Source organism: Pantoea endophytica, from assembly GCF_002858935.1.
Lineage (GTDB): Bacteria > Pseudomonadota > Gammaproteobacteria > Enterobacterales > Enterobacteriaceae > Pantoea > Pantoea leporis.
Map to the genome: position 1 here is coordinate 658,035 of NZ_PJRT01000005.1, position 23,906 is coordinate 681,940.

General features: G+C 53.6%; 27 protein-coding genes. 10 read left to right on the forward strand and 17 right to left on the reverse strand.

All coding sequences use genetic code 11. The features are described 5' to 3' along the window. The first annotated feature begins 104 nt into the window (after positions 1–104). On the forward strand, positions 105–1,007 hold the full coding sequence (locus tag PZBJ_RS05485) for an alpha/beta hydrolase (protein ID WP_101761566.1): 903 nt from the start codon (positions 105–107) through the stop codon (positions 1,005–1,007). On the opposite strand, the gene biuH is transcribed toward PZBJ_RS05485, so the two are convergent. The 4 genes from biuH to PZBJ_RS05505 form a co-directional block, all read right to left on the reverse strand. Continuing rightward, positions 1,004–1,711 (reverse strand): biuret amidohydrolase, encoded by a 708-nt coding sequence (gene biuH, locus PZBJ_RS05490; RefSeq protein WP_101761567.1) that lies wholly within the window; start codon positions 1,709–1,711, stop codon positions 1,004–1,006. The two genes, PZBJ_RS05485 and biuH, sit on opposite strands and share 4 nt — an antisense overlap. Further along, the gene (locus PZBJ_RS05495; RefSeq protein WP_101761568.1) at positions 1,704–3,014 is read right to left on the reverse strand and encodes a purine-cytosine permease family protein; all 1,311 of its coding nucleotides are present in this window, start codon (positions 3,012–3,014) and stop codon (positions 1,704–1,706) included. Before PZBJ_RS05495 ends, biuH begins: the two co-directional genes overlap by 8 nt. Next, positions 3,007–4,455, reverse strand: coding sequence for an amidase (locus tag PZBJ_RS05500; RefSeq protein ID WP_101761569.1), 1,449 nt, complete (start codon positions 4,453–4,455; stop codon positions 3,007–3,009). Before PZBJ_RS05500 ends, PZBJ_RS05495 begins: the two co-directional genes overlap by 8 nt. A 199-nt stretch (positions 4,456–4,654) precedes the next feature. Beyond that, complete coding sequence (locus tag PZBJ_RS05505) at positions 4,655–5,554, reverse strand: LysR family transcriptional regulator (RefSeq protein WP_101761570.1); 900 nt, start codon at positions 5,552–5,554, stop codon at positions 4,655–4,657. Between the two features lie 97 nt (positions 5,555–5,651). On the opposite strand from PZBJ_RS05505, the gene PZBJ_RS05510 reads away from it, so the two are divergent. Further along, positions 5,652–6,704 (forward strand): SDR family oxidoreductase, encoded by a 1,053-nt coding sequence (locus PZBJ_RS05510; RefSeq protein WP_101761571.1) that lies wholly within the window; start codon positions 5,652–5,654, stop codon positions 6,702–6,704. 39 nt (positions 6,705–6,743) lie between these two features. Here the strand turns inward: PZBJ_RS05510 and PZBJ_RS05515 are convergent, their stop codons facing one another. Next, the gene (locus PZBJ_RS05515) at positions 6,744–7,079 is read right to left on the reverse strand and encodes a DMT family transporter (protein WP_101761572.1); all 336 of its coding nucleotides are present in this window, start codon (positions 7,077–7,079) and stop codon (positions 6,744–6,746) included. A gap of 46 nt (positions 7,080–7,125) precedes the next feature. Further along, positions 7,126–7,461, reverse strand: coding sequence for a DUF417 family protein (locus tag PZBJ_RS05520; RefSeq protein ID WP_338064760.1), 336 nt, complete (start codon positions 7,459–7,461; stop codon positions 7,126–7,128). Between the two features lie 457 nt (positions 7,462–7,918). Here PZBJ_RS05520 and PZBJ_RS05525 point away from each other — a divergent pair, with 457 nt between their 5' ends. Next, on the forward strand, positions 7,919–8,989 hold the full coding sequence (locus PZBJ_RS05525; RefSeq protein ID WP_101761573.1) for an ABC transporter substrate-binding protein: 1,071 nt from the start codon (positions 7,919–7,921) through the stop codon (positions 8,987–8,989). A gap of 93 nt (positions 8,990–9,082) precedes the next feature. Here PZBJ_RS05525 and PZBJ_RS05530 read toward each other — a convergent pair whose 3' ends face one another. Next, complete coding sequence (locus tag PZBJ_RS05530; protein WP_101761574.1) at positions 9,083–9,871, reverse strand: sulfite exporter TauE/SafE family protein; 789 nt, start codon at positions 9,869–9,871, stop codon at positions 9,083–9,085. A 117-nt stretch (positions 9,872–9,988) separates the two neighbouring features. Here PZBJ_RS05530 and PZBJ_RS05535 point away from each other — a divergent pair, with 117 nt between their 5' ends. Further along, on the forward strand, positions 9,989–10,759 hold the full coding sequence (locus tag PZBJ_RS05535) for an AraC family transcriptional regulator (protein ID WP_101761575.1): 771 nt from the start codon (positions 9,989–9,991) through the stop codon (positions 10,757–10,759). 119 nt (positions 10,760–10,878) lie between these two features. Here PZBJ_RS05535 and PZBJ_RS05540 read toward each other — a convergent pair whose 3' ends face one another. Further along, positions 10,879–11,757 (reverse strand): LysR family transcriptional regulator, encoded by an 879-nt coding sequence (locus PZBJ_RS05540; protein WP_101761576.1) that lies wholly within the window; start codon positions 11,755–11,757, stop codon positions 10,879–10,881. Between the two features lie 122 nt (positions 11,758–11,879). Here PZBJ_RS05540 and PZBJ_RS05545 point away from each other — a divergent pair, with 122 nt between their 5' ends. Both PZBJ_RS05545 and yddG read left to right on the forward strand, forming a co-directional pair. Continuing rightward, positions 11,880–12,731, forward strand: a complete 852-nt coding sequence (locus tag PZBJ_RS05545) for a Vmh family MBL fold metallo-hydrolase (protein ID WP_101761577.1) — start codon at positions 11,880–11,882, stop codon at positions 12,729–12,731. Between the two features lie 125 nt (positions 12,732–12,856). Further along, positions 12,857–13,744 (forward strand): aromatic amino acid DMT transporter YddG, encoded by an 888-nt coding sequence (gene yddG / locus PZBJ_RS05550; RefSeq protein ID WP_101761578.1) that lies wholly within the window; start codon positions 12,857–12,859, stop codon positions 13,742–13,744. A 158-nt stretch (positions 13,745–13,902) separates the two neighbouring features. On the opposite strand, the gene PZBJ_RS05555 is transcribed toward yddG, so the two are convergent. Together PZBJ_RS05555 and PZBJ_RS05560 are read right to left on the reverse strand one after the other, a co-directional pair. Beyond that, positions 13,903–15,105 carry an FAD-dependent oxidoreductase gene (locus tag PZBJ_RS05555; RefSeq protein ID WP_101761579.1) on the reverse strand — a complete coding sequence of 401 codons (1,203 nt, stop codon included), beginning with the start codon at positions 15,103–15,105 and terminating at the stop codon, positions 13,903–13,905. Between the two features lie 54 nt (positions 15,106–15,159). Beyond that, entirely contained in the window at positions 15,160–16,095 is a 936-nt protein-coding gene (locus PZBJ_RS05560) for an AraC family transcriptional regulator (RefSeq protein WP_101761580.1), read from the reverse strand. A 111-nt stretch (positions 16,096–16,206) separates the two neighbouring features. Between PZBJ_RS05560 and PZBJ_RS05565 the strand changes: the two genes are divergently transcribed. Further along, positions 16,207–17,040, forward strand: coding sequence for an oxidoreductase (locus PZBJ_RS05565; protein WP_101761581.1), 834 nt, complete (start codon positions 16,207–16,209; stop codon positions 17,038–17,040). Between the two features lie 102 nt (positions 17,041–17,142). Here the strand turns inward: PZBJ_RS05565 and PZBJ_RS05570 are convergent, their stop codons facing one another. Both PZBJ_RS05570 and PZBJ_RS05575 read right to left on the reverse strand, forming a co-directional pair. Then, complete coding sequence (locus PZBJ_RS05570; RefSeq protein ID WP_101761582.1) at positions 17,143–17,469, reverse strand: helix-turn-helix domain-containing protein; 327 nt, start codon at positions 17,467–17,469, stop codon at positions 17,143–17,145. Further along, entirely contained in the window at positions 17,462–17,845 is a 384-nt protein-coding gene (locus tag PZBJ_RS05575; protein ID WP_101761583.1) for a type II toxin-antitoxin system RelE/ParE family toxin, read from the reverse strand. Before PZBJ_RS05575 ends, PZBJ_RS05570 begins: the two co-directional genes overlap by 8 nt. A 274-nt stretch (positions 17,846–18,119) precedes the next feature. Between PZBJ_RS05575 and ycgZ the strand changes: the two genes are divergently transcribed. Further along, a complete protein-coding gene (gene ycgZ / locus PZBJ_RS05580) occupies positions 18,120–18,365 on the forward strand; it encodes a regulatory protein YcgZ (RefSeq protein WP_101761584.1) in 246 nt (81 codons plus the stop codon). Positions 18,366–18,488: 123 nt separating this feature from the next. After that, positions 18,489–18,779: a hypothetical protein gene (locus PZBJ_RS05585; protein WP_101761585.1), complete on the forward strand. Its 291-nt coding sequence runs from the start codon at positions 18,489–18,491 to the stop codon at positions 18,777–18,779. A gap of 198 nt (positions 18,780–18,977) precedes the next feature. On the opposite strand, the gene PZBJ_RS05590 is transcribed toward PZBJ_RS05585, so the two are convergent. The 4 genes from PZBJ_RS05590 to PZBJ_RS05605 form a co-directional block, all read right to left on the reverse strand. Further along, positions 18,978–19,328, reverse strand: a complete 351-nt coding sequence (locus tag PZBJ_RS05590; protein ID WP_008102074.1) for a DUF3147 family protein — start codon at positions 19,326–19,328, stop codon at positions 18,978–18,980. A gap of 26 nt (positions 19,329–19,354) precedes the next feature. Continuing rightward, entirely contained in the window at positions 19,355–20,218 is an 864-nt protein-coding gene (locus PZBJ_RS05595; protein WP_101761586.1) for a substrate-binding domain-containing protein, read from the reverse strand. A gap of 122 nt (positions 20,219–20,340) precedes the next feature. After that, the gene (locus PZBJ_RS05600; RefSeq protein ID WP_101761587.1) at positions 20,341–20,982 is read right to left on the reverse strand and encodes a LysE family translocator; all 642 of its coding nucleotides are present in this window, start codon (positions 20,980–20,982) and stop codon (positions 20,341–20,343) included. A 225-nt stretch (positions 20,983–21,207) separates the two neighbouring features. Continuing rightward, the gene (locus PZBJ_RS05605; protein WP_101761588.1) at positions 21,208–21,561 is read right to left on the reverse strand and encodes a DUF1428 domain-containing protein; all 354 of its coding nucleotides are present in this window, start codon (positions 21,559–21,561) and stop codon (positions 21,208–21,210) included. 178 nt (positions 21,562–21,739) lie between these two features. On the opposite strand from PZBJ_RS05605, the gene PZBJ_RS05610 reads away from it, so the two are divergent. After that, entirely contained in the window at positions 21,740–22,426 is a 687-nt protein-coding gene (locus PZBJ_RS05610) for a RipA family octameric membrane protein (protein WP_101761782.1), read from the forward strand. A gap of 38 nt (positions 22,427–22,464) precedes the next feature. Here PZBJ_RS05610 and PZBJ_RS05615 read toward each other — a convergent pair whose 3' ends face one another. Then, complete coding sequence (locus tag PZBJ_RS05615) at positions 22,465–23,898, reverse strand: 6-phospho-beta-glucosidase (protein ID WP_167391176.1); 1,434 nt, start codon at positions 23,896–23,898, stop codon at positions 22,465–22,467. Between the last annotated feature and the right edge of the window lie 8 nt (positions 23,899–23,906).

A 23,906-nucleotide genomic window follows, 5' to 3' on the forward strand; every position in this document is an offset into this window, starting at 1 on the left:
CTAATGCTTTTCCCGTCGCATTTGTTCATACATAGCAACGCCCTTTTCATCTTTTCTGCTGATTTTTCTGCTTCAATAAATCTCCAATTTCATGAGGAGCTGCCATGGAGCGCCGCCATTTTTTGTCGTATCTCACTCTTTCCACGCTGACAGTGCGCAGCGGGCTAATCTGGGCTGCTTCTAAACACGTAACAACCCACATCTTGCCGCTATGGCCAGATTTACCGCCGGGCGGTGGCGGTCCTGCTGGCGCTCTGGTGATTTCAGCTAAAGGCGCGCAGCGTAATATCGTGCAGCCCACACTCACCTTATTAACGCCGCCCTCGCCTAATGGTCGCGCGGTATTGATTGCCGCAGGTGGCGGCTATTCGCGCATTGAAATGGGTAAAGAAGCCTGGCCTGCCGCAGCCTGGCTGACGGCGCGCGGATATACCGTTTATGTGCTGAGTTATCGTTTACCGCATGAAGGCTGGAAAGATGGTGCGATGGTTTCACTGCAGGATGCACAGCGCGCGCTGCGCCTGGTGCGGCAACGGGAAAAATATCTCAGCGTGTTAGGCTTTTCCGCTGGCGGTCATCTGCTCGGTATGGCGGTCACGCGAGCAGATTTTCGATCTTATAGGGCAACCGATGCCCTGGATAACCTGCCCGCCACGGCCGATCGCGCGGCGCTGATCTATCCCATCATCACGCTGGAAGCGCCTTACACCCACACTTCAACCCACAAAATGCTGGTTGGTAACCACGCGCCCGCCAGTGAAAACGCCGCATGGTCAGTGCAGGAGTTTGTCAATCCGCAATCGCCGCCCTTCTTTCTGGTGCAGGCAGAGGACGATCCGATCTCCGATCCGCATAACACGCTGATTATGGCTGACGCCTGTAAGCGTGAGCATGTGCCGGTTGAGATGCATCGCTACAGCAGCGGCGGACATGGATTTGGTATGGGCAGGCCTGGCACGCCGACCATGGCGTGGCCAGAGCACTACGAAAAGTGGTTAAAGAGCTAATCCACCTCAACCGTTTGCTTGCTAATTAATCCCGCCAGCAAGGTCTGCGAACTGGCTACGGCACCAAAAATTCCGCCCTGCATATGGATCATGCTAAGCGCCGCTTCGTGGTGTTTCAGCTCCGTCGCCGCGCAGCAATCTGACAACACCAAACACTCAAAACCGCGATCGTTAGCCTCGCGCAGCGTGGTGTGGACGCAGACATCCGTGGTGATGCCGCTGATGATCAGATTGCGAATACCGCGGCTGCGCAGAATCAGTTCGAGATCGGTAGCGTAAAACGAGCCTTTGCCCGGTTTATCGATGATGACTTCTCCCGGCAATGGCGCCAGTTCCGGGATAATTTCCCAGCCCGGTTCACCGCGCACCAGAATGCGCCCGCACGGACCGGGCGCGCCGATTTCCGCCTGCATGCGCCTGGATCGCCAACGCTTATTTGCGGGCAGATCACTTAAATCCGGCCGATGCCCTTCGCGCGTATGGATGATCGGGAAGCCCAACTCGCGCATCGTTGCCAGCACCTGCTGCAGCGGCTTGATAGGCGCGCGCGTTAAGGCAATATCGTAGCCCATGCTATCGACGTAACCGCCCTTACCGCAGAAATCGGTTTGCATATCGATAACGATCAGTGCGGTATCCTGCGGGCTGCAGCGACCGTCATACGGCCACGAGTAAGGGGTTGAATCAATGGCGTAATCAGGCATTTTTTTCCTCCATCACAGTTACTGTGCTTTCACCTTTTAGTTTCACAATCAGCGTATAGCTGGCGGCAGCAGTCACCAGGCCAATCACCGCTTCACCGAACTGTGGGAAGGCGATGTGCGCAATCACCGCACACAAGCTACCAATCGCCCAGGCGGCAAAGGCGCTGCCGCGCATACGGCGCAATTGGCGCTGTTCGCTGATTTTGGCCATGAAGATCAAATCAACAATCATCACTGCGCCAAACGGCGGCACCACGATGCCGAGCAAACTCAGCCATTCGAGGAAATAGGACCAGACGCCAGCCAGCGCCAGCGCCCCGCCAATCAAGCCAAGGATCACCGTCCACAAACGCATTTTGCTGCTGAACAGATGACTAAAGCCGACTGCGCCGTTATACAGGCAGTGCGTACACACCGAACCGAGATTGATAAACACAAACAGGAAGGCAATCACCGACAGCAGCATGCCGTGCCCCATTAGCATAGGCAGGAAGTTGCCGCCGTTACTCGCCGGATCAACCGCCGCGCCCACCGCCACAATCACCACGCCAAATAGATAAGAGATAACGTTCGCCACCGGGAACGCTGAGAACGCGGCAATCACCGCCGATTTACCGTCTTTTGACCAGCGGGTGAAATCTGCCGTCATGGTGCCTGAATCGGCGAAACCGGCCACCACCATGGTGACGGCGGTGCCCATGCTCATCGCGCCCACTGCGCTGCTGCTGCCGGTAAACTGCGTGATGGTGCTGAAATCGTGATCCTTACTGATCAGCCACAGCGCCACCAATCCCAACACCACGAACAGCGGCGCAGCGATCATGCCGAGCACGGACAATGCGCGCACGCCGAGGAAGGTGATGCCGGTATACAGCACCATGGCAAACGCCGTCACCGCCAGTGCATTCCAGCCAAAGGTTTGATTAATCACCGTGCCGGTTAACCCGGCCTGGAAGGCGTACCAACCGATCACTACAGTAGAAAGGAAGCCCGAAACCAAAATGTAGCCTTTGGTGCCAAAGGTCCGTTTCGCCTGCAGCGCGAAGTTCATGCCGGTATTACCGGCGAACCAGCTCAGCGCACCCACATAGGCAAACAGCACCAGATTTCCCAGCAGAATGGCAATCAGCGCCGGCCAGAAGCCGAGATGCCAGGTAATGATGCCGCCAAATAGCGCATTAGTGAGGATCATCGGGAAACCAAACCACACCGCCGACACCGAACCCGTCGAGTGGCGATGGCTGAGCGGAACCGGTTCATGCTCGAACTCCTGCTCTAAAGCTGGTGAATTTTTGTTAGTCATGGGCAACTCCGATTGAAACAGGTGTGATGTGATTCCAGGGTTGTATGCGCTCGAACGCGGCACTCGCCGCCAGCACCAGGCCATCGTCCAGATGACGACCCACGATTTGCATGCCAATCGGCAATCCGCTGGCGGTAAAGCCCGCAGGAACAGACGCCGCCGGTTGGCCGGTGAAATTGAACGGGAAGCAGAATGAGAGCCAGTGATCGCTGCGCACCATGCGGCCATCGATGATCTCGGGTCCCTGCATATTGAGCGGGAACGGCGGCACCGCCAGCGTCGGCGACAGCAGCAGATCGTAATGCTGCATAAAGCGCCACATCTGGTTACACAGCTTTTTGCGTGTGGTATTGGCGTCGGTAAAGGTTTCAGCGCGCCAGTCGCGTTGCAGCATGGCGCTGAGATGCGGTGACATGCGTGCACCCAGTTCAGCTTGCATGTGACGCATGCCGGTGAGATCGCTCTCAAAAGCCACCAGCGCGGCAAAGGTGGCACCTTCATCGGCGATACCGGGATCGACTTCATCCAGTTCAGCGCCGAGCTCACGGGCAAAACGACGCGCGGCTTGCGTGACAATGTCACGCACTTCGTGATCAACGGCGATGTAGCCGAAATCCGCGCTGAAAGCGATGCGCAGACCGCTCAGCGGCTTTTCCAGTGAGGCCAGCCAATCCACGTCGTTGCAGGGAATCGAGTGGCGATCGCGCATATCTGGCCCCGCCATCACCGACATCATCAGCGCGCTGTCGCGCACCGAACGCGTCATCGGGCCGATATGCTCCAGCGACTCCCAGCTGGAAACGCCGGGATAACGCTCGTCGCGACAGCCCGGCCATAAGGGTACGCGCCCCATCGACGCTTTCAGGCCAAACACGCCGCAGTGCGCGGCGGGGATTCTTACCGAACCGCCGCCATCGCTGCCCAGCGCAATCGGACACAAGCGCGCCGCCAATGCCGCTCCGGAACCGGCGCTCGATCCGCCCGGCGTTTTAGAGAGATCCCACGGATTACGCGGTGATGGAAACAGTGGATTGTGCCCAACGCCGCTATAGCCAAACTCCGGTGCGGTGGTTTTCCCCAGCAGCACCGCATCGGCCGCCAGCAGGCGCTCAACGGTGATGTCATCTTCTTCCGGGACAAAATCAGCGTAGGCATGCGATCCAGAAGTGGTTTTCACGCCTGCGGTACAAATCAGGTCTTTCACCACCAGCGGAACGCCCGCCAGCGCCCCCAGCGTTTCGCCGCGCGCGCGTTTTGCATCAACAGCGGCCGCCTGTTGCAGCGCCAGCTTTGGCGTAGCGGTACAAAACGCCTGAATCTGCGGCTCGCGCTGCTCCATGCGATTGATGGCCGCTTGCGTCACTTCCTGCGCCGAAACGTCTCCGCCGCGGATTAACGCCGCCAGCGTAGTGGCATCTTCATCCAACAGTGCATCAAACATGCGAATACTCCCGATTTATCACTTATCGGAAACGTTGCAGTTTGCGTGCCAGAAAATTCCATAAACGAGGGCGCTAGCGGCCAGGCCAGATGGGATACGCTCTTGGATACAAGATCGAATACTTATGTTTCTTTACAATGCAGCGATTGCGATAGGAAGCACGAAAATGGCGCAGTCTTGCGCCACAATGAAGAGCGGCTTAATCGGCCGCAGGAATTAACGCATCCACAACCTGTTTGATCACTTCCACCACACGTTTGACGTGCAGCGGGATAAAGCGCGCATCGGGGAATACCGCGTAGAGAAAACGGTCTGGCAGACGATATTGTGGCAAGATGCGTACCAGCGAACCTGATTTTAATGCCTCCTGCACCAGTGGTAACTGCATGCCCCCGACGCCGATGTCCGCCTGCAGCGCCTGCAACAACCCTTCGCTGCTGTTGGCGCGAAACACGGTATTCACGGTTAGCGCGACGGTTTCCTGGTTGGATATCAGACGCAGCGGTGCCTGTTTGTCGATACCGCTAAAGCGAACATGCGGATGCGCGGCCAGCTCTGCCAGCGAGGTAATCGGTGTTGCGCGTACCCGCTCAGGCGCAGCAAACAGCGGCGTTTCAATACGCGCCAGTAATCTCGCCGGAAACATCTCCGGCGGCATTTCACTGAGGCGCAACGCGATATCCACGCCTTCACTCACCAGTTCGGACACGCGATCGTCGAGCGCGATGGTCAGATGCAGTTCTGGGTTCGCGCGTTGCAGCGCCAGCAAAGGCGGCAGCAATCGCTGGCCTAATCCGCTGGGTAATTGGATATGCACGCTGCCTTGCAGCGCTTGCTGTGCCGGCCGCAACTGACTTTCAAGATCCTGCATCGCGGCCAGTAGCGGCTGCATCTGCTGTAAGTATCGCTTGCCCTGCTCGGTCAATTTCATCGCGCGCGTGGTGCGGTGCAACAACACGATGCCGAGTTCCTCCTCCAGCGCCGCGATTTGCTGGCTCACGGCGGATTGCTTCATCCCGCTCAGGCGCGCTGCTGCCGAAAACGATCCGGCTTCCGCCACGCGAATGAAGGTATTGATGGCATTGAGTTTATTATTCATTTAATGATTTTTCTGATAAGTGGCATCTGGATAGTGGGATATCAGCAATAAAAATAATAGATAACACTGTGCCTGTCTTGTTCACAGGAGAATCATCATGTCGCAAACACATCACGTCGCGCTGGTCGCGGGCGCAACCGGCATTGTCGGCAGTGAGTTGGTAAAAACGCTGCGTCAGCAGGATTGGCAGGTGATCGGCCTGACGCGCCAGCCTGCAATCTCAACGCAGAATATCCCTTTCATCCATGTCGATCTGCTGGATGCGCAGCACAGTGCACAGGCGCTGGCCCCGCTCAATCAGGTCACGCATATTTTCTACAGCGCCTGGCTGAATGCAGCCAACTGGCGTGAAATGGTCGAACCCAACGTGACCATGCTGCGCAATCTGGTGGTTAACATCGATAAAAGCGCGCCGTTGCGCAGCGTTAGTTTGATGCAGGGATACAAAGTGTATGGCGCGCATCTGGGAGCGTTCAAAACGCCCGCGCGTGAAAGCGATCCCGGCGTCGCGGGAGCCGAATTCAATGCGCAACAGCTGCGTTGGCTAAGTGACTTTCAGCGCGGTAAAAGCTGGCACTGGCACGCCTTGCGACCCGGCGTGGTCGGCAGCGCGGTACCCGGTAATGCCATGAACCTGGCGCTGAGCATCGCGCTCTACGCATCGCTGTGTAAAGCTCAGGGCTTACCGCTACGTTTTCCCGGTTCATCGCACGCCTGGCAGAGCATGGTCGATCATACCGATGCGGGATTACTTGCGCAGGCCACGCTGTGGGCGGCCAATGCGCCCGGCGCGCGCAATCAAGCTTTCAACGTTAACAACGGCGATTTATGGCGCTGGAGTGAGCTGTGGCCTGCGATTGCCCGGTGGTTTGAACTGGAAAGCGCGCCGGCGGTGAATCTGTCGTTTTCTCAGCTGTTTCAGGATTACCGCGCGCTATGGCAAACCATCGCTATAGAACATCAGCTGATCGCGCCGGATATCTTGCAGCTGAATGATGGGCTGTTTGCCGATTTTGTTTTTGGCTGGGATTACGACATGTTTGGTGACGGCAGTAAAATACGGCGCGCGGGTTTTAACGGCTATCAGGCAACGGATGAGATGTTCTTTGCTCTGTTTGCGCAGTTACGCGCAGCACGCATTATTCCTTAACGCTAACAGGGAAGCCTGTGCTTCCCTGTTATTACTTCATTAATGCAGAATGGTTTTGGAGAAAACCTGAATCACCACAATGCCTAACCCGATTAACATCAAGCCCGCTATTGCAGCGAAATCCAGTTTCTGGTTGTAGAAAAAATAAGACATGACCGACACCAAAAATATACCCATTCCGGCCCAGATAGAATAAGCAATGCCGACATTCATCTGTTTAACCACTTGAGATAATCCATAAAATGAAATGGCATAACCTATTACCACAACCACGCTGGGAATAAGGCGTGAGAATCCTTGCGAGGCCTTCATCATGGTTGTGGCAATCGTCTCAGCGACGATGGATATCGCCAGTATCACGTAAACATTATTCATAAAGCCCTCTTAAATGCCCGAGTAAACACGCGTTATAGCGTAGCGGTTAGAGGTTGTTTTTCCAACGGATTAAATCGCGCTTCAGTAACGTCAGACCAATCGCCACCACCATAATATCTTTAAAAATAAACGAATCGAGTCCGCCTAACTGCGGTAACAGACTTAAGGTAACTAACCCGGTAAGTATCAACAATCCAGCGCCGATCATACCTAACAGTGGACGTTTAAAGCCTGCGATGAGCAGAATAACCGTCGTCATCTCTACTACGCCCAGGAAATAGCTGCTGCCATGGAGACCGAGGAAGTAGGGAAATATACTCAGCCATGTTTTTATAAATATGGGTTCCAGCGCCTGAACTTCGAATTCAAACCACTTCGCCATACCAAAACCAGAAAATAATAATCACCGATAATCGCAATACCATCAGTTCTTTGCTCGCGTGGAAATAGACCACTCGTGAAATTCAGACTTGATTAGCTGTTGTCAAAATAAACTCTCCAGTGATTTATGCAGCCAGCTCAATAAGAAATGAGCTGGCATAAAGTCATGGTTCATGATCTCGATTACATCTCAACGCTGTCGTAATAGGTAGCGGGCGCTGACACATCTGCTGCGTCACGGGCCTTCCTCGCGCCGCCGGTCCGTCAGGCAGACGAGCGAAGTGAAGGTACCGCGCAAGCGGCGCGAGGACCGCTGGACCAAAAGTGACTTCGGCCTGCGCACTCGTCGCTGGCTTAACTGACAAACATGAGGCCATGTATTGTGATGTTAAAAACAGCCATATCTCCGCTCACTTAATCGCTATATACTCCGGTGCATATCGAATTCAGGAGCTTTTATGCATACCTCTTTTAAGCGGATTATTCTGGCGGAATTACTCACTCTCACCTCGTTTCATAGCTATGCCAGCCGCATCGTCACCGATCAAATTGGCCGTCAGGTGGAGATTCCGGACAAGATTGATCGCGTGGTGGTGCTGCAGCACCAAACTCTGAACCTGCTAGTGCAGATCAACGCCACCGATAAAATCGTCGGGATTTTGGCAAACTGGAAACAGCAGCTAGGTGAGGGTTATGCGCAATTAGTGCCGGAACTGACGCACAAAGCGATGCTCGGTGATTTGACGCATGTCGATCTCGAAAAGCTGGTGGCGCTGCATCCGCAGGTGGTGTTTGTCACCAACTATGCGCCTAAAGAGATGATCGACCAGATTTCTGCCCTGGGCATTCCGGTACTGGCGATTTCACTGCGTCACGATGATGCAGGTCAGCAAGGCAAAATCAATCCCAGCATGCAGAATGAAGATCAGGCTTATGATCTCGGCATTAAGGAAGGCATTACGCTGATTGGCAATGTGGTTAACAAGCCAAAACAGGCGCAGGCGCTGATTAATGCCGCCTTTGCCGGGCGCAAAATGGTCAGCGACCGTCTGAAAAATCTGCCTGAGCAGCAGCGCGTGCGCGCCTATATGGCGAATCCCGACCTCACCACCTACGGCTCGGGCAAATATACTGGCTTGATGATGGCGCATGCGGGCGCATTGAATGTCGCTGCCGCGACCGTGCAGGGTTTCAAACAGGTCAGCATGGAACAAGTAGTGGCGTGGAACCCGCAGGTAATCTTCGTGCAGGATCGCTATCCCAACGTGGTGCAGGAGATCCAGCAGGATGCGCGCTGGCAAACCATTGATGCGGTGAAAAATCATCGGGTGTGGCTGATGCCGGAATACGCCAAAGCGTGGGGCTATCCGATGCCGGAAGCGATTGGCCTCGGAGAGCTGTGGATGGCGAAAAAGCTCTATCCGGAAAAATTCCGCGACATCGACATGCAGCAGCAGGCTGATCGCTGGTATCAGCGCTTTTATCGGACGCACTATCATGACAATGCTAAATATTCTGACAGCCGGTAGTTTGCGCGCGGCGTGGCCGGATCTGGTGGCGGCATTTATCTCTTCAGCCACAGCGCAGCTCATCTTGCACCAGCATGGCTTCCAATCCACGGTTTAAACCGCGATAGCCAACAACACCATGCACAACAGCAGCACATAGACACGCGCATGCCAGACATCGGGCACCGCCGGAATACAGCGCCGGGCAAACAGAATTCCTAAAAATCCGGCGACCACCAGCAGCAACAATATCCTCAGGCTGATAAAGCCGAGATAACCGCTGACGGGAATCTGCTGCCAGCCGCTGATGGCGTAAGTTATCGCGCCAAAAACGGCGACCGGCAGCGACAGCGGATTGGCCGCGCTGACGCAGTCGCGCATGGCATAACCATGACGCCGCAGCAGCGGCACGGTCATTACGCTGCCGCCAACGCCGAGCATGGCGGCGATCACACCAATCACTGTGCCGCCCGCGCTGACGGTCAACCGTGACAACCTTCGCGGTGCAGTGCGGCTAATGAAGCCTTTCCGCAGCAGGCAATCAGCGATAGTCACCACCATGTAAAACATAAACAGCCTGCGCACCCAAATGTCGCTCATCACGCCCGCCAGCCACGATCCCATCACTGCTCCGAGCGCGATAAACCCGATTAGCGGCAGTAAAATATCTGTATTTAATTTGCCAGCCCGCCAGTTTTGATAACTGGCCCAGCCGGCGTTGAAAATCATCACGGCGGTCGAGGTCGCCACCGCGGTATGCATAGCCTGCGCCGCCAGTAACGGCTGCTGCAACAACAATTGATAGACAAACGGCACCACGACAAAACCGCCGCCAAAACCAAACAGCACCGTGGAGATGCCGGTAGCAAAACCCGCCAGCCCAATTATTAACAGCTCGTTCATCGCCTTTCTCTGCATCATGAAAAGAGTGATGCAGCTTACGCAGCAAGCTGCCCACTTCCCATTTGCGCAGCGCTCATTTACCCTTGCAAATCAGTCAATTTGCGGTGGATGTCGGGGATGCGAAATAGCCACATTGATGAATACGACCATATTGATCGTGACGTGGTGGCGCTGGGCAATGACTACGCGCAGAGATTTGTGCTGCCAGAGCATCGCCATCGCCGCGCGCAGCTCCTGTATGGCGCAACGGGTTTGATGCACGTCGCAACGCAGGCGGGCGAATGGGTGGTACCGCCGCAGCATGCGGTGTGGATTCCGCCAAACACTGCGCACAGCGTGAAGTTTGTGGGTGTTTCGACGCGCAGTCTTTATATCGAGCCGGTTTGTGCGGCAGCTCTGCGTGAAAGCGATCGCTGTCGCGTCATCAGCGTCTCGCCGCTGCTGCGACAGCTATTGATTGAAGCCGTTGATTTACCGCTGTTATACGCATCCGATCGCGATAGAGCGCTGGTGCAGTTGCTGCTGCTGGAGTTAGCGGCGATGCCTGCACAGGAATTCGATATTCCGCTGCCGCAACATCCGGCGCTGTTGGCGCAATGCCAGAACTTCTTACAAGCACCAACCATTCACGACCCGGCCGATCGTTGGGCCAACACACTGTTTATGAGTCCCAGCACCTTCCGCCGCCATTTCCTGCAGCAGACCGGTTTGTCTTTTTCCGCCTGGCGACAGCGCGCCTGCGTGGTGACGGCGCTGGCGTGGCTGGTGGCGGGCAAATCCGTTAACGACGTGGCGCTCTCGCTCGGCTATGACAGCAGCTCCGCTTTCTCCACCATGTTCCGTCGCGTCACCGGTCAGGCGCCATCATTTTACATCGACCATAACTGAGCAAAGTTTCACCACTCATTTGGCGATTTCAGGCTGAAATCGGATTTATGAGGATACGCTCTCATGCATAACACACTGAAAATAATCTAATTTCTTTTGAAACAGATACGTGTCGAAATTCAGGCGGTTAACTGCTGCTGCACCGCATCTAAAAACGCCCGCAGCGCCGCCGGTTGCCGTTCGCGTGACATGTAGAGGCCATAGATCGCCAGCGTTTTTGGCTGATAAGCCGGCAGCACGGTTTGTAGCTTTCCATTGTCGAGGGCGTGACGTGCCTCCATTTCCGGCACCATCGCTAAACCGCAACCGGCAATCGCCGCATCACACAACACCGACGAGATACCGGCGCTGAAATTCCCGTGCACTGCCGCTGAAAGGGTTTCGCCCTGCGCATCAGAAAACTGCCAGCTCTGCCCGGCGAAACGGCTGTAATGCAGGCAATTATGCTGTGCGAGATCGGCAGGCGTTTGCGGCGCACCACGCGCCTGCAGATAGCCAGGCGAGGCGCACACCACCGAAACACATTCGCCTAAACGTCGGGCAATAGCGCCAGGTTCGGGATCGTCGGTAATCCGCACCGCCACATCAATGCGTTCGCCGATTAAACTCACCGGTTGATTGTTGATCTCCAGTTCGATACGCACCGCCGGAAAACGCTCGAGAAATGCCGGAATTATCGGGCCCAGAATATGCGTGGCGGTGGAGTGCGCGCAGGCGACGCGCAAGGTGCCATGCGGTTCGCTATCCGCACCCTGCTCGGCAATCTCTTCAGCCAATCTCGCCAGCGCGCGCGATTTTTCGAGGATCTCCTCGCCAGCGGGCGTAATGGTCAGTTTGCGCGATGATCGGTGCAGCAAACGTGCACCTGCCCACTTCTCCATTTCATCCAGATAGCGGCTGACCATCGGCCGCGAAATATCCAATGCACGCGCCGCAGCACTTAAGCTGCCCAGCTCGCAAATGCGGTTAAACACCGTTGCCGCCGTAACTCTGTCCATTTGGTCTCCATCTGATCGTTTTATGAAACTGATCATACCCAGTTTCGGGAATTCTACCAGCCAGCAATTTCTCTACAATAAAGCCCTCAAAGACGGCAAGGTGCCGGATAAAGGAAAATTCGATGAAAATGAAAACGTTGACGCTGGCATTGGCCTTTGCCGCCCTGCCTGCCTTCGCTGCGCCGCTCAATTTAGACGTGTATAACCCGCAGGAGAACGGCATTTTCCCGGTCTCTTCGACGCTGGTTTCTGGTCCGCATGAAGCGATACTGTTTGATGCGCAGTTCAGCACCAAAGACGGCGAGAAGCTGGTGCAGATGATCAATGCCAGCGGCAAGAAGCTGACGCAGATTGTTATTACCTCCGGCGATCCTGATTTCTATTTTGGTCTGGAACCGATTGTAAAAGCGTTCCCGCAGGTGAAGATCGTGGCAACGCCGGAGGTGGTAAAACACATCGAAGCCAGTAAAGCCGCCAAGCTGGCATATTGGGGGCCGCAGATGAAGGACGGCGCGCCAAAGCAGCTGTATGTTCCGCAGATTACGCATGCCACGACGTTTAAAGTTGATGGTGAAACGCTGGAACTGCGTCACGCCAATGATTACGCGGCTTACGTGTGGATCCCGGCGAACAAAGCGATTCTTGGGGGAACCGGCGTGGCTTCCGGCATTCACGTCTGGACCGCCGATACGCAAACGCCTGTTATTCGTCAGCAGTGGCGCAATGTGCTGAGCGAGATGCAAAAGCTGCAACCTAAGCAGGTGATTCCGGGCCATTATCTCGGCGAGCGCCCGGCGGGTGATGCGGCTGTCACCTTTACCCTTAACTATCTGCAATCCTTTGAGAAAGCGCTGCAGCAGCACAAAGGTTCGGCGCAGGTGATCGAGACCATGAAAGCCGCTTATCCGCATCTGCCGGAGGAGAGTTCATTGGATTTGAGCGCCAAAGTGAATACCGGCGAGATGAAGTGGTAAATAATGTTTCAGTGAGTGTGGTCGCCATAAATGGCGACCAGCATCGCAGCAGAAATCGAGCAAATACAAAGCGCGTTTGATTTGATAGGATTTTGGCCCGAATTTGCGAAATAAGGTGGCGGGTCATGCCCCAAAAGAAGGCGACGCTGATTGGTTTGCTGGCCATTCTGCTGTGGAGCGCGATTGTAGGACTGATTAAAAATGTCAGTGAAGGATTCGGCGCGGTGGGCGGCGCGGCGCTTATCTATAGCGCCAGCGCTATTATGCTGATTTTCACCGTAGGCTTGCCAAAGTTGCGCACTTTTCCGCGCAGCTATTTGATTATCGGCAGCGTGCTGTTCGTCTGTTATGAACTCTGCCTGTCACTCTCATTAGGCTTTACCCACAGCGGTCGCCAGGCGATTGAAGTTGGCATGGTCAATTATCTGTGGCCAAGTTTGACCATTGTTTTCGCGGTGATAGTCAATCGACAAAAAACCCATCCGCTGATTGTTCCGGGTTTGTTGCTGGCGGTTGCCGGCATTTGTCGCGTATTGGGCGGCGACCAGGGTTTTTCATTCAGCGAAATCGCCCATAACGTGATGGATAATCCGTTGAGTTACGGCTTGGCGCTGAGCGGCGCGGTTATCTGGGCGGTGTATTGTGTGGTAACCAAAAAAATTGCTAACGGCAGCAATGGTATAACGCTGTTCTTTATCCTGACTGCGCTGACGTTGTGGCTGAAGTTTTTGCTCTCACCCCAGCCGCCGTTTGTGTTATCACCTGAAGTTTGTATCAGTCTGGCGCTTGCTGCGATGGCGATGGGTTTTGGCTATGCCGCATGGAATGTCGGCATTCTGCATGGCAACGTGACCATTTTGGCCGCCGCGTCTTACTTCATTCCGATTATCTCTTCGATTCTCGCCGCCTTTATTCTGCGCTCGCATCTGACCGTCGCCTTCTGGCAGGGCACCGCGATGGTCAGCCTTGGATCGCTGATGTGCTGGTGGTCAACGCGCGTGCAGCAAGCATAATGCTTATCCTGAGAACAAAATTAACTCGTTGATCATTTCCTGCACAGATCGCGATGTGTTGCTACTATAGCGACGCAACACACAGCAATGCGTTGCTACGAGAATTTCAGATTGGTAACCTTTACCTGGCCCGCGCTTAGCGGGCTTTTTTTTGCCGGTTATAAATAACGCGGCTTTTCGGTGCGGAATCCGAGGCCAATCAAGCGGCCAAACAGATGGCGCAGGAACGGAAAGCGGCTGATGATCTGCGGCACTTTGCTCGGTGTGCTGCGTTTGCGCTTGTTGCTACTCATTTTGATTTGCAGGAATTGGGTGGCGACCGTCGGGAACTGGCGGCGCTGCTGCACTTTTTGCAGATCCTGCAAGGCAACATTGCCCTGCTGCAGCGGTTTGGTCAGCATATTGGCTGCGGCCACCGCATCCTGAATCGCCAGGTTAACCCCCACGCCGCCAATCGGCGACATCGCGTGCGCAGCGTCGCCGATACAGAGCACGCCAGGTTTCATCCAGTGATCGAGGCGGTCGATGCGAATCGATAACAGCTTAAGTTTGTCCCACTCATCGACTTCCGCCATGCGCTCTGCGCTGAACGGAGCCACCTGCGCCATGGTGCTTTTTAGCGCGTCCAATCCCGCCAGCTTTAACTCGTCGAACTGGTTTTTCTGGATGGTGTAGCCGCACTGCCAGTAATCGCCGCGATCGATGACAATAAAGTTTTGCTTCGGCCCTTTATGGCCCATACCGAGTTGCGGATCGTCGGGATGTTTCTCCAGCCGGAACCACAACACATCGCGTGGCGCACCAAAGCTTTTCCCGGTTAATCCGGCTTTGGCTTTGACCTGCGAATTGCGGCCATCCGCGCCTATCACTAACGAAGTGCGAATAGTGTGACGCTCGTTACCCTGTAACGTTTGCACGCCACTGATTACGCCATCGTCATAAATGAAGTCATCAAATGCGGTGGATTGCAGCAAGGTAAAACCCGGAAATTCAGCGGCTTTTTTGGCGAGAAAGTTGAGGAAATCCCACTGCGGCATAAAGGCGATAAAGCGGCACTCAACCGGTAGACGTGAGAAATCGGCCATGGTGATCTCTTCACCCGCCACTTCCGCCTGCAGCTTCTCCGCGCGCTGGTGCGGCAAGGTGAGCAGCTCATCGAGCAATCCCAGCTGGCGCATGATCTCCAGCGTTGAGGGATGAATGGTGTCGCCACGAAAATCGCGCAGGAAGTCGGGGTGTTTTTCAATAACCACGGCGCGTAAGCCCGCGCGCGCCAGTAAATAGCCCAGCATTAATCCCGCCGGGCCGCCGCCAACGATACAACAATCCGCGCTTATCGCGTTTTCCTGTGCTGCCTGCATCCTCTGCCTCATACCAAAAATGATAATGGTTATCATTTATAGCATAACCTGGCGTTAATGCGATGAAACGAACGCCGATGCCTGATGCGCCGGCGGCACGGCAAAGTTACGCTGCATGCGTTTGATCTCTTCGGCCGGCGGTGAACCGAACAGGCGTTTGAACTCACGATTAAACTGCGAGGCGCTTTCATAGCCCACTGCGTGACAGGCCGCAGCCGCCGTCATCTCCTGACGTACCATCAACATGCGCGCCTGATGCAATCGCACCGACTTCACGTACTGCATCGGCGGCTGATTGGTGATGCTTTTGAAATGGGTGTGAAAAGTGGGCACGCTCATGCCCGCCAGCGACGCGAGTTGTCCCAGCGTTAGCGGCAGCGCATAGTGCGCGTGAATGTGGCTCAGCGCTTTGCCCACTTTGCCAAATTGGCCTTGCAAGGTTAACGCCGCTCGCAGCGCGCTGCCCTGCTCACCGGTCAGCACGCGGTAATAGAGTTCACGCACCAGCGCTGGGCCGAGCATCTTCGCATCCAGCGGATGATTTAGCGTTGTGAGAAAACGCAACACCGTCTCGCGCAACGTCTGGTCCATGGGGCTCGACATCATGCTCTGCGCCGCCTGGCTCTCAAGGGCCACATCTTGCTGCTCCAGCTGCAACAGCAACTCCGTCGCCACGCTGAAATCGAGATGCAGGTAAATCGCCAGCAGCGGATTTTCCGCCGATGCCGCGCTTTCCATGGTAAAAGGCACCGGCACCGCAACCGCCAGATAGTGCTGCTCATCGTAGAGATAAACCTGATCGCCAAAGAAGCCGCGTTTCGATCCCTGACAAACAATCACGATGCCCGGGTCGTACAGCACCGGCGTACGCGCCAGCGGCCGATCGGAACGCAGGATGCGCACGTCCGGCAGCGCGGTGAGGTTGTAGCCTTCCTGCGGCGCTAACGTTTTAAGCAGTTTTACGGTTTGCTGCTGGAGCGTTTCTTTCATCGGATAACATCACATTCATAATATTAGGCAAGCATTACACAAAATAAGGCCTTATGGCCGTTTCAGCGCCAGAATATTATGCATCCTCTACTTTTTGAGGAGAAACCGCAAATGTCCAACGTTAAAACATTATTCATCACTGGCGTCAGCAGCGGATTTGGCCGCGCGCTGGCACAGGTTGCGTTAAATCGTGGCTATCGCGTAGTCGGTACGGTGCGCAATGCTACGGCAAAAGCCGAGTTTGAAAATTTGCATGCGGAAAATGCCTTCGCCTATGAATTGGATGTCACCCATTTCGCCGCCATTGAGGCGGTAATTGCCGATGTTGAAACCCACGTTGGCGCAATTGATGTGCTGGTGAACAACGCCGGTTACGGTCACGAAGGCGTGATGGAGGAATCATCACTGGACGAGATGCGCCGCCAGTTTGACGTCAACGTGTTTGGCGCGGTGGCGATGATTAAAGCGCTGCTGCCCTTTATGCGCCAGCGCCGTCAGGGCCACATTCTCAACATCACCTCGATGGGCGGTTTTATCACCCTGCCTGGCATCAGCTATTACTGCGGCAGCAAGTTTGCGCTGGAAGGGATTTCGGAAACCCTGAGCAAAGAGCTGGCGCCGTTCAATATTCATGTGACCGCCGTCGCACCCGGATCGTTTCGCACCGATTGGGCCGGGCGTTCGATGGTGCGCAGCGCACGCAGCATCGCCGATTATGATGCGCTGTTCGATCCGATTCGGCAGGCGCGTGAAGAGAAGAATGGCAAACAGTTGGGCGATCCGTTTAAAGCCGCCAGCGCGATGCTCGATGTGATCGAAAGCAGCAATCCACCGGCGCATCTGTTGCTGGGCAGCGATGCTTTGGCATTGGTGCGGCAGAAGATGGAATCATTTAGCGCGGAGATTGATCGCTGGGAAGCACTGACGCGATCGACGGATGGCTGATGGAATAATTGCGGTGATATTCAGGTGCGCATGAATGCGCACCCTATAAGATCTCGCCACGCTGACATTCATGGCGACCGATTTACCCTCAACTGACAGGCATTATTGCAGCACTTCCAACCCCTTTCGCTCGATAAGATTGAGCAATCGCAGTGCTGCTCCGTTAGGTTTTTTCTCTTCTCGTTCCCACTTCACTACCGTCCCCACTGACATGCCGACGTAGGCGGCCAGCATCGCCTGGCTCAGATTATAACGTTGACGTAACTGATTTATTTCATCTCCCGACATCATGTGCAGGACAGGTAGCGAAGCGCGCAATTCACGCAATCTCACACGAGAATCAATTTTTTCTTTTAGCTCATCGGTGACCACGCCAATTTCATTAAAATCCTTGGCGATCTCTTGTAAATCTTTCAGATGATTAACCATCACATTTTACCTCACGCATCTTGCCAGTATTGATGGCTACTTTTGCTTGTTCTGATGACATTTCAAACAGTTGTTTGGCCACTTCCTTGTAGAGAGCGAGATCAGATTCAGATATCTCTCGACCACTACTTTTGAATGCGGATTTAGCATAGCCGTTGACGAAAAAAAGATGTTTTTCAGTTTTAAAGGCTACAACCGCCCGGGCCCCGCCACTTTTTCCAGCAACTAAAGGAATGCGCTTCTTGTAAACTCCCCCGCCGAAACTGGCTTCATAAATCCCTGCCATGACTTCCAGCGCCGCTTTGCATAATTTTGCACTATCGATAGCGTCACCTTTGGTGTTTCTATCGAATGGCTTTAAGACATAAATTGCCATGTGTTCCCTCCGTTCTTAATGAGGACTCTCCTTGTCCTGGCATGAAAACCTATTGTACTAAGTGCAATACATATACTCAAGAACAGCCTTCATCACTGAGCATTGTATGAAATACACTCAACCTCCCTGACCTGGTCCTTAAGTGATTGTTAACAATAAATTAGCACTTTTGGCCAAATGACTACGCAACTGATTCGCCATATTCCTGTACATATTAATTAAACTTGTATAAGTTTGATGGCTAAAGTTATACGTCAACCTTGAGGATGGAACCATGCGTCAGGATCGTAACTTTTCCACAGCGTCGGAAGCAATTGCACGCTACTTCAAAGAAGCCTCTTTGCCTTCGCAGCAGGAAACGCTGGGGCAGATTGTGGTTGAAATCTTACGTTCAGGACGGACGTTAAGCCGTAAAACACTATGTACCAAGCTGCTGTGCCGTATGGAGCAAGCACGCGGTACTGAAGCGGAAATTCACTATCAGCAATTAATCGGCCTGATGTTTTCCGTAGAACGATAAGCCTAAATCAGGCGCCGCTGGCCTGAGAATTAACCAAGTGGTTTCCGCCTCATTCAGCTACTGGTTAGACTGAATCCACTTCGTTATTTGCCGCAGGTCTGCCGCGGTAATCTGAGAGAATATATGTACAGAAGTGATGAAGAACGGCTCACCGACATCATCATGGGCGATGCGATTTTACAGTTGCTGAAAAAATCCGGCCCGGTTTCTACTCGCGCGCTGCTTGATAAATTGCGCGTGATGGCTTCGATTGAACGCGATCCGCCGCGCCAGCAAGCGCTGAGCCGTGCGATGTCGGAAGTGATGAATCATATCGAAACCCCGCAGCAGAGCGGAATAGCGATCAAAAACACCGATAACGTGACGCATATTTTCCGCAATCGTGACGGTTCAGGTAATGGAACCAAGCACTAAACGTTGGGCGAATGCTGGTTGATCCGCGTTCGCCCTTTTTTTTTCAATGTAAACACATCACGCTTGTTTTCTTCGCGCGCCACACTGGACCGGAAGGATCGCCTTTCGCCGAGAGCAGCCTGCTGACTTAGCGCATTCTTAAAATGCAGATGGATGCATCGCAAGATTGGGTATTGGTGAAGCGTTCTCCTAATAAACTTACATCAACTCAATACCAAAACGCTTGAGCAGCGTGGCCCAAAGAAGAAATAGCAAGATGGTGAGTACGCAACTCGCGATCAACGTCGGCCAGAATCCGAGGCGTTGATAGAGAAATGGAAAGGCGACAAACATCGGCAAGGTTGGCACCACATACCAGAAGGTGTACCACGCGTGACTGGCAATTTTGGCCTGACTTTGGCCTTCCAGCTTCATCCAAATCAGCACCAGCACCGTAACCAAAGGCAGCGCGGCAATCAGCCCGCCAAGGCGATCGCTACGCTTAGCCACTTCAGATATCAGCACCACCATGCCAGCGGTTATGGCGTATTTGGCGATGAGCCAGAGCATCCGATTTTCCTTCCTGCTGCAGGCGATTAATGCCGAATCGCACATCCGCACTGCGACATTTCGCCCGGCACATGTTTGCCGTGATGTGAATGGCGCACCTGCAATTCGCCCTGCTGCCAGGCGTTACTGGTATCGGCACGGTTTTCCAGTAAACGATTCAGCGCTTCGGCCACCAGCAAATCCCGTCGCTGCGCCCAACTGGTGAGATGCCAGGTTGACGCGCGCGCCTCATCGACATCATCAAAACCCACCACCGCAACATGTGCGCCTTGCGCGAAGTCGCGCACCGCTTGTAACGCGCCAAATGCCAGCACATCGCTTTCGCAAAACAGCGCATTGATGCGCTCGGCAGCGCGCGTTTTCTTCAAGTACGCCATCATTGCCTGATAAGCCAGTTCGCGATCGTTGCCACCGGCAGAGAGCTCGATATTCAGTTCTTTCTGTTCAGCTTGCAGGCTAGCGACAAAACCGTCCATCTGGCGCGCGGGCGCGCTATTTTCCTGACTGTGCATAAAGCCGAAACGTTGATGACCTTGCGACAGCAGCAGCAATCCCATCTCTTCGCCTGCATCATAACCATCCGCAATCACAACGTTAGCATCCGCGCTGGCGCTGTGGCTGAGATGAACCGTTGCCGTCTGCGGCAGAATATCGGCCACCACACTCAGTTCATCGCTAAACAGCGAAGTCAGAAAAACCAAGCCGCCAACAGGAAGTTGCGCCGCATTACGCAGCGCGCTTTGAAAACTTTCGCGGGAATTCGCATTCAGCAGCAGCGTAATAAAACCACGCTCATTCAACTGGCGCGTGACTTCATTAAGCAGCTTTACGGTGTGGGGGTTGATGAACTCATCGCTGACAATGCCGACGATATTAGAATTAACGGCCATGAAATGACTCTCCTGCAACTTAGCGTGCGGTAATTATTTGTAGGTAACAAAGTTAAGCATTCCACGTTACCCGAATAATCCGCGAGCGCCAATCGCTGGCCGTTGTTCCTAAGATGGATTTGTTAACGACGCGTCAGCGCCAGGCGTACGCCTAAACCGATAAAGGTGATGCCCACCACACGATCAAGCAATTTCTGCAACATCACATTGCGCGACACCGCGCTAGCCGCGCTGCCAGCAACCAGAGCAAATATCACGTCAGTCATTAAACCCACAACCGCATACGTCAGGCCGAGCAACAGAAACGAGCTGGCATGATGATCGCCATCAACTACCACGAATTGTGGAAAGAAGGAGATGAAAAACAGCAATACTTTTGGATTGGTAATCGATGTAATAAAACCGCGAATTAATAAGCTGCGCGTATTAGAGCGTGGAATTTCAGCCTGCGGTGTTTTCTCTTCTTCACGGCTAAAAAAGGTTCCCCACACCATCTTACTGCCCAGATAAATTAAATACGCCGCACCGATATATTTAATCACCGTAAATAACAGTGGCGAAGCGGTAATTAGCGCCGTCAAACCGACGGCGCTGGCAATGGCATGCGTGCAACTTCCTAGCGCTACGCCACTCGCTGATATCACACCGCTACGTCGTCCATTCGCTACGCTTTGTCCTACGACATAAGCTAAATCCGGTCCCGGTGTAATACACAGCAGAAATACGGATGCGAGGAAAAGCGGAAAGTGCGTGATATCCAGCATAGTGACTCCTTGTGAAAGGTGAATAATTCCAGCGCCTATCGTAGCGGCGCAATTAATTGCACACAATAGAAGTAAGAGACACACAATGATTAAAAAAATAGCGCAATAAATCGCGTAAGGCCGATCAATTAAGTACCGCATCAAATCACCGTACATTTTGTAGCGGTGCGAATTACCGCGCAATAAATTGCGCCGCTACGGTTCACTGCAGTTGCAAATACTCAACTACGCCTCCAGCAAAATCGCGAATCCACCATAGATCATACGCTTACCATCGAACGGCATATTCTCGCCCATCTCTTTCATACGCGGATCGGACATCATTTTGGCATTGGCGGCGTCACGTACTTCCTGCGATGGGTATTCGATCCAGCTGAACACCACCGTTTCGCCCTCTTCGGCTTTTACCGCGCGATAAAAATCGGTCTGCGCGCCTTCGGGAACATCGTCTGCCCAGCACTCGACAACACGCGTGGCGCCAAACTCTTTAAACAGCGGTGCGGCTTTAGCCGCCATGGCACGATAATCCTCCTTATTAGCCTCCGGCACCGCTACGACAAAACCATCAACATACGACATAGCTCGTTACTCCGTCGTCATTTGCGCGGTCAGTAATAACCGCGCATTAATTGTATAAATGATGTGCAAGCTGAGCCGAAACAGAGATGAAAATTTGCGCGCTTACTCGCAGATTCTGCGCGCGCCAGACGATTTACGTTACACTGACGCCTTTGATCGTTACGTCACCGAGAAATCTATGCGCATCACCATTGAACCGGCCGATCAGCCGTTTATTCACCGTTTGTTGGGTGAAGAGATTGAGAGTATTGACACCGCATCGACCGATGCCACGCTATTACAGCAGGCGCTGCACAGCGCACGACAGCAGAAGAATCACGAAGCCGACCTCGACTGGCGCCGCAACGCGCTGTTTCTGCTACTTTTTGTATTTTTATATGCCGCGCTCGGCGCGTCGTTAACGCTGGACCTCACGCCGCAGGCATCGAGCCATAAAAGCCTCGCTTATGCGCTGGAAGCGGTGCCGGTACTGATTGCTTTTTCTGGTTTATTCGTCTCGCTGCTGTACGTATTTCTGACTCGCAGCGGCGCTCGACGCTTGCGTAACTGGGAACAGGGAATTTTTGTGCTGGAGAAATACAGCGGCGCGAACTTCAGTCGGCAGATTAATGAAATGGGATCACGCACCACGGATTATTCGCAATCGGCAATTAACGTTGCGCTAGCGCTGTTTATTTGTGTGACCTGGGTGGTGATGTATAACTATTTCACGTTCACCACCAGCGGCGTGATTGGCAGCGTGATTTCACTGTTCATCACCACCATGACCTACGTGATTCTGGATATTCAGCTGCTGAAATCTAATTCATCCATCGCTATTGATGAACCGCTGATTCCAGTTGAAGACGAAAAAGAGAAGCCATAAGGATCTCAATGTGCGACATCCCTGTCGCACATATTTCGCTAGAGTTCTTCGCCGTTGCTGGCGATGACCCGGCGATACCAGTCAAAACTCTTCTTCTTCGAGCGGGAAAAATCACCGCTACCATCATCGTTTTTATTTACGTAAATAAAACCATAGCGTTTGCTGTATTGGCCGGTGGTGAAAGACACGCAGTCAATACATCCCCAAGGGGTATATCCCATAAGATCGACGCCATCTTCGGTCACGGCTTTCTTCATCTGTTCAATATGCGCCCGCAGATAATCGATGCGGTAGTCATCATTGATCTCGCCCTTTTCATCCATTTTGTCGATGGCACCAAAACCGTTTTCCACCACGAATAGCGGCTTTTCGTAACGCTCATAAAGAATATTCAGAACATAACGCAGCCCAACCGGATCGATCTGCCAGCCCCAATCTGAAGCTTTAACGTGCGGATTCGGTACGCTGCCCTCAAAGCCTGAAAGCGCCGTCCCGCTGCCGGCATTTTCTTTACTGACTGCATTACTCATGTAATAGCTCAGCCCGATATAATCGGCACAGCCTTCCCGTAGGATCTGCGCATCATCGGCTTCCATTGCAATGTGGTATCCCTTGCGTTGCCATTCATTGAGAATATAAGCCGGATAATGACCGCGCATGTGCACGTCACTGAATAGGAATCGCTCCCTCATCGCTTCCTGAGCATACATCACGTCATCCGGATGACAGGAAAACGGATAGAGCGGCACCATGGCGATCATGCATCCAATTTGTAGTGCAGGATTAATTTCATGTCCCAACTTCACCACTTGAGCACTCGCCACAAATTGATGGTGCAGAACCTGATACATGCACTCTTCAGGATTAGGCTCGTGGGTAAAAATGACGCCCGAGCAGCAATAACCAAACAGCGGAGTTTTCCAGTTGCGCTGATTATTAATTTCGTTGAAGGTCATCCAGTATTTTACTTTGTGCTGGAAACGATTAATGACCACCGCGCTGAAGCGGACAAAGAATTCCAAAACTTTTCTATTTTTCCAGCCGCCATATTCGGTGACCAGGAAGTTTGGCATCTCAAAATGGGACAGCGTAATTACCGGTTCAATCCCGTATTTCAGCAGCTCATCGAATAGCGCATCGTAAAAACGCAACCCCTCTTCGTTCGGCTCGGCTTCATCGCCGCGTGGAAAAATACGCGACCAGGCAATTGAGGTGCGGAAGCAGCGGAAGCCCATTTCTGCCAACAGCGCGATATCCTCAGGATAGCGATGGTAAAAGTCTGATGCCTCGTGATTGGCATAAAAGCAGTCATCCTGAATCTCGGCGGTGATGACGCGATCAACACCGTGCGCCCCGCTGGTCAGGACATCAACTATGCTCGGGCCTTTACCGCCTTTATCCCAGGCTCCCTCGACCTGATGAGCGGCAACAGCGCCGCCCCACATGAAATTTTCTGGAAATGGCTTATTCATAATCTGTA

What these genes read in the sequence shown, in the direction of transcription:
- PZBJ_RS05485 (WP_101761566.1), top strand. Translation starts at nt 105, where the DNA reads ATGGAGCGCCGCCATTTTTTGTCGTATCTCACTCTTTCCACGCTGACA.
- biuH (WP_101761567.1), bottom strand. Translation starts at nt 1,711, where the DNA reads ATGCCTGATTACGCCATTGATTCAACCCCTTACTCGTGGCCGTATGAC.
- PZBJ_RS05495 (WP_101761568.1), bottom strand. Translation starts at nt 3,014, where the DNA reads ATGACTAACAAAAATTCACCAGCTTTAGAGCAGGAGTTCGAGCATGAA.
- PZBJ_RS05500 (WP_101761569.1), bottom strand. Translation starts at nt 4,455, where the DNA reads ATGTTTGATGCACTGTTGGATGAAGATGCCACTACGCTGGCGGCGTTA.
- PZBJ_RS05505 (WP_101761570.1), bottom strand. Translation starts at nt 5,554, where the DNA reads ATGAATAATAAACTCAATGCCATCAATACCTTCATTCGCGTGGCGGAA.
- PZBJ_RS05510 (WP_101761571.1), top strand. Translation starts at nt 5,652, where the DNA reads ATGTCGCAAACACATCACGTCGCGCTGGTCGCGGGCGCAACCGGCATT.
- PZBJ_RS05515 (WP_101761572.1), bottom strand. Translation starts at nt 7,079, where the DNA reads ATGAATAATGTTTACGTGATACTGGCGATATCCATCGTCGCTGAGACG.
- PZBJ_RS05520 (WP_338064760.1), bottom strand. Translation starts at nt 7,461, where the DNA reads ATGGCGAAGTGGTTTGAATTCGAAGTTCAGGCGCTGGAACCCATATTT.
- PZBJ_RS05525 (WP_101761573.1), top strand. Translation starts at nt 7,919, where the DNA reads ATGCATACCTCTTTTAAGCGGATTATTCTGGCGGAATTACTCACTCTC.
- PZBJ_RS05530 (WP_101761574.1), bottom strand. Translation starts at nt 9,871, where the DNA reads ATGAACGAGCTGTTAATAATTGGGCTGGCGGGTTTTGCTACCGGCATC.
- PZBJ_RS05535 (WP_101761575.1), top strand. Translation starts at nt 9,989, where the DNA reads ATGCGAAATAGCCACATTGATGAATACGACCATATTGATCGTGACGTG.
- PZBJ_RS05540 (WP_101761576.1), bottom strand. Translation starts at nt 11,757, where the DNA reads ATGGACAGAGTTACGGCGGCAACGGTGTTTAACCGCATTTGCGAGCTG.
- PZBJ_RS05545 (WP_101761577.1), top strand. Translation starts at nt 11,880, where the DNA reads ATGAAAATGAAAACGTTGACGCTGGCATTGGCCTTTGCCGCCCTGCCT.
- yddG (WP_101761578.1), top strand. Translation starts at nt 12,857, where the DNA reads ATGCCCCAAAAGAAGGCGACGCTGATTGGTTTGCTGGCCATTCTGCTG.
- PZBJ_RS05555 (WP_101761579.1), bottom strand. Translation starts at nt 15,105, where the DNA reads ATGCAGGCAGCACAGGAAAACGCGATAAGCGCGGATTGTTGTATCGTT.
- PZBJ_RS05560 (WP_101761580.1), bottom strand. Translation starts at nt 16,095, where the DNA reads ATGAAAGAAACGCTCCAGCAGCAAACCGTAAAACTGCTTAAAACGTTA.
- PZBJ_RS05565 (WP_101761581.1), top strand. Translation starts at nt 16,207, where the DNA reads ATGTCCAACGTTAAAACATTATTCATCACTGGCGTCAGCAGCGGATTT.
- PZBJ_RS05570 (WP_101761582.1), bottom strand. Translation starts at nt 17,469, where the DNA reads ATGGTTAATCATCTGAAAGATTTACAAGAGATCGCCAAGGATTTTAAT.
- PZBJ_RS05575 (WP_101761583.1), bottom strand. Translation starts at nt 17,845, where the DNA reads ATGGCAATTTATGTCTTAAAGCCATTCGATAGAAACACCAAAGGTGAC.
- ycgZ (WP_101761584.1), top strand. Translation starts at nt 18,120, where the DNA reads ATGCGTCAGGATCGTAACTTTTCCACAGCGTCGGAAGCAATTGCACGC.
- PZBJ_RS05585 (WP_101761585.1), top strand. Translation starts at nt 18,489, where the DNA reads ATGTACAGAAGTGATGAAGAACGGCTCACCGACATCATCATGGGCGAT.
- PZBJ_RS05590 (WP_008102074.1), bottom strand. Translation starts at nt 19,328, where the DNA reads ATGCTCTGGCTCATCGCCAAATACGCCATAACCGCTGGCATGGTGGTG.
- PZBJ_RS05595 (WP_101761586.1), bottom strand. Translation starts at nt 20,218, where the DNA reads ATGGCCGTTAATTCTAATATCGTCGGCATTGTCAGCGATGAGTTCATC.
- PZBJ_RS05600 (WP_101761587.1), bottom strand. Translation starts at nt 20,982, where the DNA reads ATGCTGGATATCACGCACTTTCCGCTTTTCCTCGCATCCGTATTTCTG.
- PZBJ_RS05605 (WP_101761588.1), bottom strand. Translation starts at nt 21,561, where the DNA reads ATGTCGTATGTTGATGGTTTTGTCGTAGCGGTGCCGGAGGCTAATAAG.
- PZBJ_RS05610 (WP_101761782.1), top strand. Translation starts at nt 21,740, where the DNA reads ATGCGCATCACCATTGAACCGGCCGATCAGCCGTTTATTCACCGTTTG.
- PZBJ_RS05615 (WP_167391176.1), bottom strand. Translation starts at nt 23,898, where the DNA reads ATGAATAAGCCATTTCCAGAAAATTTCATGTGGGGCGGCGCTGTTGCC.